The organism is Enterobacter cloacae complex sp. 2024EL-00214 (genome assembly GCF_043945575.1).
Lineage (GTDB): Bacteria > Pseudomonadota > Gammaproteobacteria > Enterobacterales > Enterobacteriaceae > Enterobacter > Enterobacter cloacae_P.
This window is the reverse complement of sequence record NZ_JBIMRC010000011.1, coordinates 155522-170278: the sequence shown is the minus strand read 5'-3', so window position 1 is coordinate 170278 and position 14757 is coordinate 155522. Positions and strand designations below refer to the sequence as shown.

General features: G+C 53.2%; 13 protein-coding genes and 1 pseudogene. 8 read left to right on the top strand and 6 right to left on the bottom strand.

Annotated elements, in window-relative coordinates; translation table 11 throughout:
- Positions 1–1075: 1075 nt before the first annotated feature.
- A pseudogene (locus ACHHZ6_RS14190) lies at positions 1076–1162 on the bottom strand (hypothetical protein); the annotation flags it as partial.
- Positions 1163–1434: 272 nt separating this feature from the next.
- Between ACHHZ6_RS14190 and ACHHZ6_RS14185 the strand changes: the two are divergent.
- On the top strand, positions 1435–2211 hold the full coding sequence (locus tag ACHHZ6_RS14185; protein ID WP_395122452.1) for an SDR family NAD(P)-dependent oxidoreductase: 777 nt from the start codon (positions 1435–1437) through the stop codon (positions 2209–2211).
- Here the strand turns inward: ACHHZ6_RS14185 and ACHHZ6_RS14180 are convergent.
- Positions 2208–2759 (bottom strand): TetR/AcrR family transcriptional regulator, encoded by a 552-nt coding sequence (locus ACHHZ6_RS14180; protein ID WP_182274269.1) that lies wholly within the window; start codon positions 2757–2759, stop codon positions 2208–2210. The genes ACHHZ6_RS14185 and ACHHZ6_RS14180 overlap by 4 nt on opposite strands.
- A gap of 82 nt (positions 2760–2841) precedes the next feature.
- Here ACHHZ6_RS14180 and ACHHZ6_RS14175 point away from each other — a divergent pair, with 82 nt between their 5' ends.
- Complete coding sequence (locus ACHHZ6_RS14175; RefSeq protein ID WP_182274268.1) at positions 2842–4056, top strand: MFS transporter; 1215 nt, start codon at positions 2842–2844, stop codon at positions 4054–4056.
- Entirely contained in the window at positions 4046–4858 is an 813-nt protein-coding gene (locus tag ACHHZ6_RS14170; protein ID WP_182919681.1) for a Cof-type HAD-IIB family hydrolase, read from the top strand. Before ACHHZ6_RS14175 ends, ACHHZ6_RS14170 begins: the two co-directional genes overlap by 11 nt.
- Before the next feature lie 47 nt (positions 4859–4905).
- Here ACHHZ6_RS14170 and ACHHZ6_RS14165 read toward each other — a convergent pair whose 3' ends face one another.
- On the bottom strand, positions 4906–6138 hold the full coding sequence (locus tag ACHHZ6_RS14165; RefSeq protein ID WP_182274266.1) for an MFS transporter: 1233 nt from the start codon (positions 6136–6138) through the stop codon (positions 4906–4908).
- A gap of 166 nt (positions 6139–6304) precedes the next feature.
- Here ACHHZ6_RS14165 and ACHHZ6_RS14160 point away from each other — a divergent pair, with 166 nt between their 5' ends.
- From ACHHZ6_RS14160 to deoR, 3 genes are all read left to right on the top strand, one after another.
- Positions 6305–7033, top strand: a complete 729-nt coding sequence (locus ACHHZ6_RS14160) for a phosphatase PAP2 family protein (RefSeq protein ID WP_182274647.1) — start codon at positions 6305–6307, stop codon at positions 7031–7033.
- A 7-nt stretch (positions 7034–7040) separates the two neighbouring features.
- A complete protein-coding gene (gene ybjG / locus ACHHZ6_RS14155; protein WP_182274265.1) occupies positions 7041–7649 on the top strand; it encodes an undecaprenyl-diphosphate phosphatase in 609 nt (202 codons plus the stop codon).
- 67 nt (positions 7650–7716) lie between these two features.
- Positions 7717–8475 carry a DNA-binding transcriptional repressor DeoR gene (deoR, locus tag ACHHZ6_RS14150; protein ID WP_182919680.1) on the top strand — a complete coding sequence of 253 codons (759 nt, stop codon included), beginning with the start codon at positions 7717–7719 and terminating at the stop codon, positions 8473–8475.
- 76 nt (positions 8476–8551) lie between these two features.
- Here deoR and dacC read toward each other — a convergent pair whose 3' ends face one another.
- Complete coding sequence (gene dacC, locus ACHHZ6_RS14145; RefSeq protein ID WP_182274263.1) at positions 8552–9754, bottom strand: serine-type D-Ala-D-Ala carboxypeptidase; 1203 nt, start codon at positions 9752–9754, stop codon at positions 8552–8554.
- Positions 9755–10011: 257 nt separating this feature from the next.
- Between dacC and ACHHZ6_RS14140 the strand changes: the two genes are divergently transcribed.
- Positions 10012–10638 carry a glutathione S-transferase family protein gene (locus ACHHZ6_RS14140; RefSeq protein WP_182919678.1) on the top strand — a complete coding sequence of 209 codons (627 nt, stop codon included), beginning with the start codon at positions 10012–10014 and terminating at the stop codon, positions 10636–10638.
- A gap of 105 nt (positions 10639–10743) precedes the next feature.
- On the opposite strand, the gene bssR is transcribed toward ACHHZ6_RS14140, so the two are convergent.
- Complete coding sequence (bssR, locus tag ACHHZ6_RS14135; protein ID WP_182274261.1) at positions 10744–11127, bottom strand: biofilm formation regulator BssR; 384 nt, start codon at positions 11125–11127, stop codon at positions 10744–10746.
- Positions 11128–11332: 205 nt separating this feature from the next.
- Between bssR and ACHHZ6_RS14130 the strand changes: the two genes are divergently transcribed.
- Positions 11333–12250, top strand: a complete 918-nt coding sequence (locus tag ACHHZ6_RS14130; RefSeq protein ID WP_395122450.1) for a LysR family transcriptional regulator — start codon at positions 11333–11335, stop codon at positions 12248–12250.
- On the opposite strand, the gene glgP is transcribed toward ACHHZ6_RS14130, so the two are convergent.
- Complete coding sequence (gene glgP / locus ACHHZ6_RS14125) at positions 12247–14694, bottom strand: glycogen/starch/alpha-glucan family phosphorylase (RefSeq protein WP_395122448.1); 2448 nt, start codon at positions 14692–14694, stop codon at positions 12247–12249. The genes ACHHZ6_RS14130 and glgP overlap by 4 nt on opposite strands.
- Between the last annotated feature and the right edge of the window lie 63 nt (positions 14695–14757).

Here is a 14757-nt window from a genome sequence, read left to right as displayed (position 1 = left end):
GGTGGAAAAAATAGCCTAAATAGGCTGATTCGATGTGTTTGCGGGAAAAAAATCGGCCCAGATCCGCGAAATTTTAATCAGCGAGTCAGCTTGGGAAGAAATGACCTGCTTATTCGCACCTTCCCTAGCATAGTTCTTTCTATTGAATTAAATAATTGATTTAAATCCATATAATCACCTTACCTGATACAAGTATCTGACGAACTATAGTACTTACATTTTTGAAAGTCACAAACCCCGCAGAATGATTTATGCACCATCTTTACCATTTACAGCTTGATAGAACACTTTGCCAATAGTTACTAATTTCCTGCCATGCCTTCTTCTCGTCTGCGAACCGCTTATCGGCAATAGGCATCTATTCCCAATTTCGAAACTTTCGCGTTATTGGTACAGTTTTCAAACCAATTCCTGTTTATATATACAACACAAGCCGCCGTTCTTTTTCATTTTTTTAAATTCTAAGGATGCGCCGCCAGCCCTTTCCAGCACTGTATTTTCATTCTTTCAGGATTGAACACACATTGAGCTTTGATCCTCATACATGCACGCAAAATTAATAATAACATTACTTATCAATAAGTTATCAACACCACAAACTCCCCTACCGATATTTGAAACTGAAAAAAAATGAAATACTTTTCAATCTTTTCAGTTTGGGATTTCCGCTAAACCGCCAGTAATGGCGCTGGCTGGCAGTCAGATTTGTAGAAAAATAAAACTGAAAAATTTCTACGATCCAAAAACCGCAGGCGGGTGCGGTGTAGTGCGATTTTTGTCTGAGAAAGATTATTTTTGCCATGCAGTGACGCGCCCAGCGCCTCGCTGTTGGCGCGATCTGTTTTGATTGATGCTTTATAAGGAGATGCTGAACACGGTATAGCGTCACTGGTGGCGTATGGTGCAGTCACGTAAATTGACCAGCCTGGCATCGAACCCGGCATGAGATAGAAGGCATAAAAAACCCGCTTGCGCGGGCTTTGATTTGTGATTATTTACTTGCCAATCACTGGGGAGTATTTCCCGTTCAGCGTGTCCGCTTTCGCTCCGGTGTTCCGGATGGCTCCTGCGTTGGTTGACGAATTTGTTCGGGCTTCACGTCATCAGTCACGAACAGATCGCTGCTGGCAGCATCGAGACACTTGCTCATATGTGCTGCAATCCATAAGCGCTGGCGACAGATCAACTTTTCCCCCGTCAAGCCTGACGCACAATGCCTGTCCGTTCTGATTAAGCAATACCGCCCGATTGTGGTTACGCGTCTGTGTCGACCTTCTGAAGTGATGCATCCAGGGAAAAAAACTCAGGACAGTAATACCTTGATTGCCCTGCCAATATGCGCAGGGCAGTGTCATCCAGTCGCCAGGCATATTTGCATCAATCCCGTTCCTGCCCATAATTTTGATCACATTCATTGGGTGAGGATGTGCCACTATGCAGCTCAAAAACAAAACCGCCGTCATTTTTGGTGGCAGCGGTGCTATCGGCAGCGCTGCTGCATATGCCCTGGCACGTGAAGGCGCACATGTCTGGCTTGCTGCCCGCACTCAAACCAGACTGGATCGTGTGGCTGACCGTATTCGCGCCGCTGGCGGTTCAGCCAGTACCCTGATCTTCAACACCCTCGACGAATCCTCACCACTGCCGGATCTTGCCCACATTGATATTGCCGTGAATGCCACTGGCTTTATGCACGATCAGGGCAAATGCATCGAAGCGTTAACGCTGGCTGAATTCAGGCAGGGGTTCGATCCCTTTCTGACCGCGTACTTCAACATTACCAAAGCTGTCTCGCCCCGTATGGGTGGCGAGCATGCCGGAACAATGATCACCGTCGTTGCGCCTGCCGCAAATATGGCGATGCCGGGCCATCCCGGGCATATTATCGGGTGCGCGGGCACTGAAGCCTTTACCCGGGCGCTTGCCGCTGAGTTAGGGCCAAAAAATATTCGTGTACTGTGCATACGTTCGCATGCGATTGCCGACGCGGTTCAGGCGGGTTCTTATGTGGGTGAACTGTTTGCCATTAAGGCGCAGGAGCTGGGAACTACCGTGGATCAGTTTTTAGGCGGCGCGGCACAAGGCACAATGCTTAAACGCCTGCCCACGCTGGCGCAGGTGGCGAGCACCATCGTGTTTCTGGCGTCCGATTCAGCAAACGCCATGACGGGAACAACCGTGAACATGACGGCTGGCGCGACCACTCTCTAACCGCCGCTTTCTCCTGCAATCCGCCCTACCATCGCGCGGATCTCCTCCCGCGATAAGGGCTGCCTGTCCGTCACAAAGTGCAGCGTCATCCCTTCAATAAACGCGTCCAGCGCGCGGGCGGTGGCAGGCTCGAACCACTGCTCAAGGGTTGTCTGGCTCATCTTCATCCAGTCCTGCATCACCGTTTTAAGCGCCGCGCTGCGGTGCATAAAGGCATACAGCTGGTACATCAGCGCCATATTGTGCGGCGTGGTGACCTGCGAGCTGTAGATCAGGGTCGTGATCGATTCACACGCCATTACCGGGCCGTTCACACCCGAGAAAAAATCCCGGTACTGCTTTGACATCTGGCGGGTAAACCACGTAAAAGCCTCTTCAAGCAGCGATTCCATACCGTCAAAATAGTAGGTCATCGACCCCAACGGCACCCCCGCGCAACTGGCGATTTTCCGGTGCGTGACGGCATGAATACCGTGCTCAGCAATGGTGTCCAGGGTCGCCTGCAGGATCTTTTCCCGGCGATGGGGGTCGTTCGGTGGTCTGCTCATAAAATCCTCACGTGGTTTATGTACAAATGTACACAAACTTGCTAGTGTTGTCGCTATTGTTGTACTTCTGGTGTTTACCCCGATGATTCAGACCTCACCCCGTAAAGCCCTTCAGCTGCGTATGTGGGCGCTGTTTATGTTCTTCTTTATCCCAGGGCTACTGATGGCCTCCTGGGCGACACGCACCCCGGCAATCCGCGATATTTTGTCCGTCTCAACGGCAGAGATGGGCATTGTGCTGTTTGGCCTGTCGATAGGCTCCATGAGCGGCATTCTCTGCTCTGCATGGCTGGTGAAGCGCTTTGGTACGCGTACGGTGATCCGCACCACGATGTGCTGTGCAGTCGCCGGGATGCTGGTGCTGAGCGTGGCCCTGTGGTTCGCCTCACCGGTTCTGTTTGCCCTGGGGCTGACGGTATTTGGTGGTAGCTTCGGTGCGGCAGAAGTTTCCATCAACGTTGAAGGCGCTGCCGTAGAACGCGAGATGAACAAGACGGTGCTGCCGATGATGCACGGTTTTTACAGCCTCGGCACGCTGGCGGGCGCAGGTGTGGGGATGGCGCTGACGGCATTGGGTATTGCCGCGAATCTGCACATTTTACTGGCGGCGCTGGTCTGTATTGTGCCGATCCTGACCGGCATCAGAGCCATTCCTGACGGCACGGGTAAGAACTCCTCTGACGAACAAAAAACGGTACAAAAAGGGCTGCCGTTCTACCGCGACATTCAGCTGATGCTGATTGGCGTGGTGGTGCTGGCAATGGCCTTTGCCGAAGGCTCTGCCAACGACTGGCTGCCACTGCTGATGGTGGACGGACACGGGTTTAGCCCAACGTCCGGCTCGCTTATCTACGCCGGGTTTACGCTGGGGATGACCGTCGGACGCTTTACCGGCGGCTGGTTTATCGACCGCTACAGCCGCGTCACGGTAGTACGTGCCAGCGCCCTGCTCGGTGGGTTAGGCATCGCGATGATCATCTTTGTCGATGTGGACTGGATTGCCGGAGTCTCGGTGATCCTGTGGGGACTGGGTGCCTCACTGGGCTTCCCGCTCACCATTTCTGCCGCCAGCGATACCGGCCCGGATGCCCCGACGCGCGTCAGCGTGGTCGCCACCACGGGCTATCTCGCCTTCCTGGTGGGCCCTCCGTTGCTCGGCTTCCTCGGTGAGCACTACGGGTTGCGCAGCGCCATGCTGGTGGTGTTAGGGTTAGTGGTTATTGCAGCGCTGGTGGCGCGCGCAGTGGCAAAACCGGAAACAGAACAGACGACACTGGAGAAGGGATATGAGCGTTAAACTGATTGCAGTCGACATGGATGGCACCTTTCTGAGCGACGCGAAGACCTATAATCGCGAGCGTTTTCTGGCGCAGTATGCGCGCATGAAGGAACAAGGTATTCGCTTTGTGGTCGCCAGCGGTAACCAGTATTACCAGCTGATTTCGTTTTTCCCGGAGATCGCGCATGAAATTGCGTTTGTCGCCGAAAACGGCGGTTGGGTAGTCAGCGCCGGGGAAGATGTCTTTAACGGCGAACTGTCGAAAGACCACTTCAACACCGTCGCCACCGTGCTAAGCGGTGTCCCCGGCATAGAGATTATCGCCTGCGGGAAAGGCAGTGCTTACACCCTGAAAGAGTATGACGAGGTCTTCAAAGACATCGCAGCGAAGTACTATCATCGCCTCGAAATGGTGAATGATTTCGACAACCTGAACGATATTTTCTTCAAATTCGGGCTTAACGTCTCTGACGATGACATTCCGCGCATTCAGGCAATGCTGCATGAAAAGCTCAACGACATCATGGTGCCCGTCACTACTGGCCACGGCAGCATCGACCTGATTATCCCCGGCGTGCATAAAGCCAACGGGCTGCGAATTTTGCAGAAACGCTGGGGGATTGACGACCGCGAAGTGGTGGCCTTTGGCGACAGCGGCAACGACGTGGAGATGTTGCATCAGTCAGGGTTCAGCTTTGCGATGGCCAATGCCCGGCCGCATATTAAAGCAGCCGCCCGCTTTGAAGCACCGCACAATAATGACGAAGGTGTACTGGCTGTGATCGAGAAGGTGTTGAACGGGGAAGCGCCATTTCATTGACGCTGTGCGGTCTGGTTCCCTCTCCCACAGGGAGAGGGAACAAAAACTTATGGCTGTAGCGCATTCCCGACGCGTTTATCTTTCAGGAACACCACCATCAGCCCCAGCCACAGCACACCATTGGCAAGGTTGAACAGGCTGAACAGCCCATTGCCGCCCATCGCGTAAGCGTGCTTGCTCACCTCGATACCGACGGTGAAAATCAACATCTGCAACATCCCCATCGCCGCAGACACGGTACCTTTACTCATATCACTGGCAAACAGCGTCAGACGCACCAGCCCGGCGTTCGCCAGGCCAATACCAAAGGCATAAACACTCAGCCCCGCCGTCATCCACAGGTAAGCATGCGACGATGCCACTGTAGCAACGGCCGCCATAATCAGCCCTGCCACAATCGGCCAGCCGCCCATAATAATCAGCGAACGCACGGTACGACGAGACGTCAGACGAGCCAGCGTCAGGTTACCAATTATCAGCGCACCAAAAATCGGTACCTGCAACATGCCGTACTCGTAACTGCTGAGCTTCTCGCCGCTGATGATAATCACCGGAGACTGGGCAATCCATGCCAGCAACGGCAGGCTGACGAACCCCAGCGCCAGTGCTCCCGCAACAAAGCGAACGTTTTTCAGCACCAATTTGTAATCACGCCCCAGCTCTTTGAGCGACAGCGTTTCACCCAGCCGGGTAGCCGTTTCCGGCATCGCGCGGTGCAGGCCAAAGAAAGCGATGGCGGCAAATGCGGCAAACAGCACAAACATCCCTTCCCACGGCGCAACATGTATCCACGCGGCTCCCACCAGCGGCCCCAGCAGCGGGGCAATTAGCGCCACATTCGCCATCAGCGCGGTAATTTTGATACACATCGCCTCTTCAAATGACTCCTGGATCGCGGCGTATCCCACAGCACCGATGAAGCACAGGCTCACCCCCTGCAGGAAGCGCAGCAGGGTAAATTGTTCAATGTTTTGCGCCAGCAGCGTGGCGAGGCAGGTCACGATAAACCATACCACACCCGTTAACATTACCGGGCGACGGCCAATACGATCCGACAGCGGGCCTAACAGCCACTGCAAAAACATACCGCCAGCCAGATAGGCGGTCATCGACGTTGGCACCCACTCAATCCCTGCGTTGTACTGTTCCACAACGGCCAGCATACCCGGCTGGATCATATCGTTGCCGATATAGGTAGAGAATTCGTAGAGCACCAGACACAGAGGGAAAAGTAACGCCTGACGACCCAGACGCGTACCGGAAGAAGAACGGTTTAACATGCAATCTCTTTATGGTGAAAAATCGCGGCGAGTGTAATGAATTGCCGCAGTCTGAAATAGTAAGTTATCGAGAAGAAACAGAAATAAAGCTTATATCGTCTTTGTTTAAGGTTTCCTTAAGTTGACACTATTATGATAACTCCATTTCATGTCACCGATCAAAATTATGGCACAGACCTCCAGCCGTTCAGAATTGTCTAAGTTACCAACAATTAAGACAACACAACTTTACCGTTTACCCGCTCGATTTTATGGTTATCAGCTTTTCGTGCTGATCGCCCTCGCCGTGCTGTTTACCTGGCTATCTCGCGATGAAACGCTCGATAAATGGATCACCGGCTTTTGGTATGACGCGGCAACCCAGAGTTTTCCACTGCAGAAAAACCATCTGCTGGATCTGCTGAACCACCGGATGGCGAAGTACATCGCCATCGCGTTGGGCGCAGTGGCGTTGTTATACGGCGCTTACAAACGCAACGCAAAGCTGGTGACGGGTGCGCTGTTGATGGGGCTTGGTGCGCTGGTGGTTGGTGCGCTGAAAAGTATTAGCCATCACAGCTGCCCGTGGGATCTGGTGGAGTATGGCGGTAAGGCCGTCTCTTACCCTCTGTTCAGCGCGGCTCCGGCAGACAGTGGTCCTGGGCGCTGCTTCCCCGGTGGTCATGCCTCCAGCGGCTTTATGGTGATGGGCTTGTTTTTTGCTTTCTGGCGCGATCGTCCACGTCTGGCCTGGTGCTTTGTCGCCCTGGGCGTGGTGTTAGGGCTGGCAATGGGTTACGGGCAGGTCATGCGCGGGGCACATTTCTTCTCTCACAACCTGTGGGCTGGGTGGTGGGTCTGGTTTTCCCAGGTGGTGGTCTACGGACTGGTATCCACCCGGTTTGCTAAAGGGTAATGACACTATGTTAGAGCATTTGAATTACGGGCTGTTTTATCTGATCAACGCCACCCCGGCGTCACCGGAGTGGATGATCGATACAGCCACTTTTTTTGCAAAGGATCTGATCAGCATTGTTCCTGTCCTGGCCGCTATTCTCTGGCTGTGGGGTCCACGCGACCAGGTGACCGCACGACGTCAGTTGGTTATCAAGGTCGGGATGGCACTCGTCGTGAGCGTGCTGGTGAGCTTTATGCTGGGACATCTGTTCCCGCACGATCGTCCTTTCGTCGCTCACGCAGGCTATACCTTCCTGCACCATGCGCCGGATGATTCCTTCCCGAGCGATCACGGCACGGTGATCTTCACCTTCGCGCTGGCATTCCTGTTCTGGCATCGCCTGTGGTCTGGCGCACTGCTGATGGTGGTTGCAGCGGCAATCGCCTGGTCTCGTGTTTACCTGGGCGTCCACTGGCCACTGGATATGGTGGGTGGCTTCCTCGTGGGGCTGATTGGCTGCGTAAGCGCGGCGATCCTGTGGAGTCTCGTTGGTCAGGTGCTCTACCGCGGGCTGTCCCGGGTTTATCACGTCCTGTTTGCCATCCCGATCCGCAAAGGCTGGGTGCGTGACTAACCCCAGTCCGACAGGTTACACTTGAGCCCCCGCCCTGCGGGGGTTCACTTTTTCAGCCCGAGGATCTATGGAAACACGACGCGATGACCGCATAGCTCAGCTGCTACAGGCGCTGAAGCGCAGTGATAAACTGCACCTCAAAGAAGCTGCAACCCTGCTCGGCGTCTCTGAGATGACCATTCGTCGTGACCTGAACAGCGAGAGTGCCCCCGTCGTTTTGCTGGGTGGGTATATTGTGCTGGAGCCGCGTAGCGCCAGCCATTATCTGATAAGCGATCAAAAAACGCGCCTGGTTGAAGAGAAACGCAAAGCCGCGCGGCTTGCCGCTTCACTGGTACAGCCCCACCAGACGCTGTTTTTTGACTGCGGAACCACCACGCCGTGGATCATTGAAGCAATCGACAGCAGCATCCCTTTTACTGCCGTGTGCTATTCACTGAACACCTTCCTGGCGCTGCAGGAAAAACCCGAGTGTCGGGTGATCCTCTGCGGCGGAGAGTTCCACGCCAGCAATGCGATTTTCAAACCCCTGAATCTGCAGGACACGCTCAGCAATTTATGCCCGGATATCGCTTTTTATTCTGCGGCGGGAGTGAATGTCCGTCAGGGCGCAACCTGCTTTAATCTGGAAGAGTTGCCGGTGAAGCGCTGGGCGTTAAACGCGGCGCAGTACCATGTCCTGGTGGTCGATCACAGTAAGTTTGGCAAAGTACGTGCGGCAAGAATGGGTGAACTGTCGGGCTTTAACGCCATCGTGAGTGATTGCCGACCAGATGAAGAGATCGTGGCACACGCGAAGGCACAGCAGATTAAGTTGATGTATTGAGTCGTACGGTGCGGCCTGATCCCCCCTCCCACAGGGAGAGGGGGAAAAGAATGCAGGCCGTCACCCGACAAAAAGCTTAGAACCAACTCCCAAACCACGTGTGGAATTTCATCATCACGAAATCCCACATCCGGCTGAAGAAGCCGCCCTCTTCTACCGCTTCCATCACAATCAGCGGACGCTGCTCAATCGATTTGCCGTTAAGCTGGAAGTCAATCGTCCCGACCACCTGGCCTTTTTTCAGCGGCGCGGTAAGCTGGCTCTCGGTCAGGGTGTAGCTGGCTTTCAGGTTTTTCAGCTGGCCGCGCGGAATGGTTACCGAACCGCCCTCACCGGCCCCCAGATTAACCTCGCTCTTGTCACCAAACCACACGCGCTGGCTGACAAACGTGGCATCCGGTTTAATTGGCGTCACGGTTTCAAAGAAGCGGAAGCCCCAGGTCAGCAGTTTTTCCGATTCGTTAAAACGAATGCGGTCAGTCTTCGTCCCCAGTACCACCGAAATCAGGCGCATATCGCCCTGAGTCGCGGAAGCCACCAGGTTGTAACCCGCACCGGCCGTGGTGCCGGTCTTCATCCCGTCAACGTTGATGTTACTGCTCCACAGCAGGCGGTTACGGTTAGGCTGGCGGATCTTATTGAAGGTGAACTCTTTCTCTTTATGGATGGCATATTCATCCGGCACGTCGTGGATCAGCGCCTTCCCGAGCAACGCCATATCGCGCGCGGTGCTGAACTGGCCCGGTGCATCGAGGCCGTGAACCGTTTTAAAGGTGGTTTTGTTCAGACCCAGCTTTTGCGCGTAGCCGTTCATCAGGCCGATAAACGAGTCCTGGCTGCCCGCGACATAATCCGCCAGCGCAATACAGGCATCGTTACCCGACTGGATAATCACCCCTTTATTCAAATCTGAGACGGAAACCTGATCCCCGGGCTTCAGGAACATCACAGACGACCCACGCAGTGCAGGGTTGCCGGTCGCCCAGGCATCTTTTCCGATGGTAACCATATCCTCAAGCTTGATCTTGCCCGCTTTTAACGCCTGGCCGACCACATAGCTGGTCATTATTTTGGTCAGACTGGCCGGGTCAAGCTGTTCGTCGGCATTGCCTTCCGCCAGCACTTTTCCGCTGGAATAATCCATCAGGATCCAGGCGCGCGCATCAACCGGCGGCGCTTCAGGCGCAGCCTGCTCAGCCGCATAAAGAGTTGGTGCAAACAGGAAAAGGAGCGCAGAGCCTGCCGCCAGGCTGCGCAGAGAAGTCAATTTTCGCGTCATAAATGCCACCCGAGTATCCATTCAAATAATTATGTCACATCACCGTATCGCAAGAAGCGATGAGTAATAGCGCACTAAAACGGTTAAAGAAACCTAAACCAGGTAAAGTTTTTAAAGTTTATGCAATAACATTCGGATACGCTTTGATTCGAACGATTTTTTTGTCTTCTGTTGCGTAATTGTTAGGTTTATCTCACCATGACAAATCGCTGGCTCTGATTCACATCTCAGGTTGTTTGACTATTTCGGGAGTTAATATGATTACGCTGTGGGGCAGGAACAATTCGACCAACGTTAAAAAGGTGCTCTGGACGCTGGAAGAGCTGGATTTACCGTTTAAGCAGGTGATGGCGGGCATGCAGTTTGGGGTCAACAAAGAGGCGGAGTATCTGGCCATGAACCCAAACGGTCTGGTGCCATTGCTGCGCGATGAAGAGACCAACGCTACGCTATGGGAGTCCAACACCATTGTGCGTTATCTCGCGGCTCAGTACGGCCAGGGGCGTTTGTGGGTGGAAAGCCCGGTGCAGCGTGCTCAGGGTGAAAAGTGGATGGACTGGGCAAACCAGACGCTCTCTCCCACTCACCGTGTGATCCTGATGGGGTTAGTCAGAACGCCGGAAGCCGAACGCGACTATCCCGCTATCCATGCCGCACAAGATGCCTGTGAAGCCCTTTTCGCAATGATGGACAACGAACTGGCGAAGCACACGTGGTTCTCGGGTGAGACATTTGGCGTGGGGGATATTGCTGTTGCGCCCTTCGTCTGGAACCTGACCAACATGGGCCTGACGTGGACGCCACGTCCGCATCTTGAGCGCTGGCTCCGCCAGCTTAGCGAGCGTCCGGCGTATCGTCATGCTGTGATGATCCCGGTAAGCTGATTACGCACCGCCGGACGGGCTCATTTTCAACCGCGACCCGTCCGTCTCATCGGTCAGAACATACAGATAACATGTCATCAGAAGGGGGAGTTGCCTCCCCCGGGCTTAGTGCTGTTCAAGCGTCGCGTGCTCGTTCAGACACATGATGCAAAGAGAGATCGTAGTCAGGCAGTGTTCGAGCTTCTCCGCGTTGACGGCTATAAACGTCGGGCAGTCGTGGCGTCCGGTCATCAAACATACCCCTGCAATGGAGAGCACCTCAGCGGCTCGACGCAGAGCAATCAGCTCACTTTCAGCGTATTCCGCTTTCAGGATGGGTGCTTTTTCACGCATGAAATTGCAAAGTTCAAAGAAATTATCACGCAGATGTTCGCTTTCGCTGACTGACATATACCCTTTTGCCTTCCTCAACTGCAGGTATGCGGCAAGGTCGATTCGGGCGTTGATCAGCTTGTTAAGCAGATCGCGTTTCAGTCTGTCAACGGACATGCTATTTCCTCCTCTGTCAGCCATTATGCATCTTCAGAATAAGTTCATTTTTTGTACAGTTTAATGCTTCAGATCAATAAAACATAACTGATTAACATCATTTACAATGTTACAACTTTAAGCCCAGCGGGGCACAAATTCCCGGCATGTGCTATTTTTTCTACAGGATTGAATGGCCTGCGACAGCGCCAGTGCTGGAGGGATTATGTCGACAATACCGGTGTCCGAAAAAATATGTTCGCTTTCAAAGATTGACCTGAATCTGCTCACCCTCTTTTGCTTAATCTATAGCGTGGGTAGCATTTCTAAAGTCGCCGACATGCTGGACATTTCCCCCTCTGCCGTCAGCCAGTCGCTGCGAAAACTGCGCGAAATGATGGGGGACAACCTTTTTGTTCGTAGCGGAAACATGCTGCTGCCGACGGTGTTTTCCGATGAGCTTTACGACAACACGGTTCCGATAATCGACAAGCTCTCCACACTGTTACCTGGCTCAACGCCCTCGCCCAAAAAAAGAGTCACTCTGTATACCGAATCCTTTGTTTCCCCGCTGGTGGTACCTGAATTAACGGAAAAGCTCCTCGAAACGAATTCTGACATTAGCCTGCTGCATCGCACTGCCGACCTGAACGAACAAAAAATTACCGAGCTGCTCAACATGCGCCAGGCCGATGTGGTGTTCTCCACCCTTTCGGTGGAAAACAGCAACATCAACTGCCAGAAAGTGTGCAAGGTGAACCTGGTGCTGGTGGCCGCACAGGATAACTCGCTCTACGGAAACGTGATTGATGAAGAGTCGTTCAGAAATGCCAGTCTGGTGGGCTATAACACCAAAAATGAAAAAATCATTTATTACCGCAGTATTGTTGACAAAAAATTCCGCTCCAGCGACCGCTGTCTGCTCACCACCTCTTTTGCCTCCATTCTGATTATCATCGCCAGAACGCAGTGCCTGGGAATTATCCCGGAGCGCGCCTTCGCCACCTACTCGGAGATGTACAAGCTCAGGCGAATTGACACACCGTTCCCACTACCGCAATTCAGCATTTACTCCTCATACAGAAAAGAGAGCAATACATTGCTCTCTTCTGTGCTGGATGATCTGCTGCTCCAGACGACCTAGAGCCGCGTTTTGCCGATATGCCAGATAGTGTCGGCATATTCCTGAATAGCGCGGTCAGACGAGAAATACCCCATATTGGCAATATTGTGCATTGCCCGGGCTGTCCACTCCCGTGGCTGACGGTACAGCTCATCCACCTGATCCTGACACTCAACGTAGCTGCGATAATCCGCAAGCACCTGATAATAGTCGCCAAAATTGATTAATGAATCCAGCAGGTTACGGTAACGCCCTGGCTCCTGCGGGCTAAATTTCCCGGTGCCAATCTGCGTCAGCACCTGGTGCAGCGCTTCATCCTGCTCAAAGATATCGTGCGGGTTATAGCCGCCACGGCGCAGCATTTCCACTTCTTCTGCCGTATTGCCGAAGATGAAGAAATTGTTCTCGCCAACATACTCACGCATCTCAATATTCGCCCCATCCAGCGTACCGATGGTCAGCGCGCCGTTAAGTGCAAATTTCATGTTGCTGGTACCAGAGGCTTCGGTCCCCGCCAGCGAAATCTGTTCAGAGAGATCGGCTGCCGGAATAATCATCTGTGCCAGGCTGACGCTGTAATCCGGGATAAAGACCACCTTGAGCCGGTTACCTATCTGCGGATCGTTATTCACCACCTGCGCCACGTCGTTAATCAGACGAATAATTTGCTTCGCCATAAAGTACGACGAGGCGGCCTTACCGGCGAAGATATTGACGCGCGGGACCCAGTTCACCTCCGGCTCGGCCTTGATGCGGTTATAACGGGTGATGATATGCAGCACGTTCAACAGCTGACGCTTGTATTCATGAATACGTTTCACCTGCACATCGAACAGCGCCCCGGGGTTAACCACGATGTTAAAGTGCGTGGCAATGTAGTCGGCAAGACGCTTTTTATTTTCCCGTTTCGCCCGACAAATAGCCGCGTTTACCGTTGGATAATCAATACAGGATTTCAGATCGCTGAGCTGGTTTAAGTCGGTTCGCCAGGCCGGGCCAATGTTGGTATCCAGCACGTCGGAGAGCGACGGGTTGGCAAGCGCCAGCCAGCGACGGGCAGTCACCCCGTTGGTCACGTTGGTAAAACGCGTCGGGAAGATGCGCGCAAAATCAGCAAACAACGACTGCGCCATCAAATCAGAATGCAGTTCAGAGACGCCATTTACCTTATAACTGGCTACGACCGCCAGCCATGCCATGCGCACCACGCGGCCATGCGATTCGTCGATTAGCGATACGCGGCGCAGCAGCTCGCTATCCCCACCATGCACATCACACACTTTCTTCAGGAAACGGTCATTAATCTCGAAAATAATCTGCAAATGACGCGGCAGAATACGGCTCAGCATCTCTACCGGCCAGGTTTCCAGTGCTTCGCTCATCAGCGTATGGTTGGTGTAAGAGAAAATCTGGCTCGTGATATCCCAGGCCTTTTCCCAGCTGAATTTATGCTCATCGATCAACACGCGCATCAGCTCCGGAATGGAGAGTACCGGATGCGTATCGTTGAGATGAATGGCCACTTTCCCGGCCAGGTTATCCCATGTTTTATGCAGCATATAATGGCGATTCAGGATGTCCTGAATCGTCGCCGAGGCCAGGAAGTAGGCCTGACGCAGACGCAATTCGCGCCCGGCTTCCGTCGAGTCATCCGGATAGAGTACCCGCGAGATTTTGTCGTAGTGATAGCTATTTTCCTCCGGCAGGGAAACATCCTCCTGCGCAAGGCGAGCGGAATTAATCTCACTATTCACCTGGACATTCCACAGACGCAGCGTATTGGTGGTATCCGTTTTATAACCGGGAATAATCTGGTCGTGTGCCACGGCCAGGATCTCTTCAGTATCAACCCAGCGGGTTCTACCACCTTCGTGCTGAAGCCGTCCGCCAAAGCGGATTTTATAATGGGTATTATGGCGTTTAAATTCCCACGGGTTACCATATTCCAGCCAATAATCCGGCGTCTCTTTTTGGCGACCATCAATAATACTTTGTTTGAACATGCCGTAATTATAGCGAATACCGTACCCGCAACCCGGCAAGCCAAGCGTAGCCAGCGAATCCAGGAAACAGGCCGCCAGACGGCCCAAACCGCCATTGCCTAACCCCGGGTCGTTTTCTTCATCGATAAGTTCTTCCAGGTCCAGCCCAATGGACTCCAGTGCGCCTTTGACATCATCATAAATCCCCAGAGATAACAGAGAATTGGATAATGTCCGACCAATTAAAAACTCCATTGAAAGGTAATAGACCTGCCGCTCGTCCTGAGAAAATTGCGCGCGGTTAGAGCGGTGCCAGCGCTCGACCAGCTGGTCGCGCACGGCGTACAGCGTGGCATTTAGCCATTCACGGTTGGTGGCAATGACCGGATCTTTACCAACGATATAAAGTAATTTTTCGACAATCGTTTTTTTCAGCGTTTCAATGTCGGTGCGATAAGCTGTGCGAACAACGGAATTTTGCATAGGAAACCCTCTTCAGGTAACTGAATAAATTTGGGGGTAAACAGATAAAAGTGGAATCTGGAA

Coding starts and splice junctions, on each gene's coding strand:
- ACHHZ6_RS14185 (WP_395122452.1), top strand. CDS start 1,435: ATGCAGCTCAAAAACAAAACCGCCGTCATTTTTGGTGGCAGCGGTGCT.
- ACHHZ6_RS14180 (WP_182274269.1), bottom strand. CDS start 2,759: ATGAGCAGACCACCGAACGACCCCCATCGCCGGGAAAAGATCCTGCAG.
- ACHHZ6_RS14175 (WP_182274268.1), top strand. CDS start 2,842: ATGATTCAGACCTCACCCCGTAAAGCCCTTCAGCTGCGTATGTGGGCG.
- ACHHZ6_RS14170 (WP_182919681.1), top strand. CDS start 4,046: ATGAGCGTTAAACTGATTGCAGTCGACATGGATGGCACCTTTCTGAGC.
- ACHHZ6_RS14165 (WP_182274266.1), bottom strand. CDS start 6,138: ATGTTAAACCGTTCTTCTTCCGGTACGCGTCTGGGTCGTCAGGCGTTA.
- ACHHZ6_RS14160 (WP_182274647.1), top strand. CDS start 6,305: ATGGCACAGACCTCCAGCCGTTCAGAATTGTCTAAGTTACCAACAATT.
- ybjG (WP_182274265.1), top strand. CDS start 7,041: ATGTTAGAGCATTTGAATTACGGGCTGTTTTATCTGATCAACGCCACC.
- deoR (WP_182919680.1), top strand. CDS start 7,717: ATGGAAACACGACGCGATGACCGCATAGCTCAGCTGCTACAGGCGCTG.
- dacC (WP_182274263.1), bottom strand. CDS start 9,754: ATGACGCGAAAATTGACTTCTCTGCGCAGCCTGGCGGCAGGCTCTGCG.
- ACHHZ6_RS14140 (WP_182919678.1), top strand. CDS start 10,012: ATGATTACGCTGTGGGGCAGGAACAATTCGACCAACGTTAAAAAGGTG.
- bssR (WP_182274261.1), bottom strand. CDS start 11,127: ATGTCCGTTGACAGACTGAAACGCGATCTGCTTAACAAGCTGATCAAC.
- ACHHZ6_RS14130 (WP_395122450.1), top strand. CDS start 11,333: ATGTCGACAATACCGGTGTCCGAAAAAATATGTTCGCTTTCAAAGATT.
- glgP (WP_395122448.1), bottom strand. CDS start 14,694: ATGCAAAATTCCGTTGTTCGCACAGCTTATCGCACCGACATTGAAACG.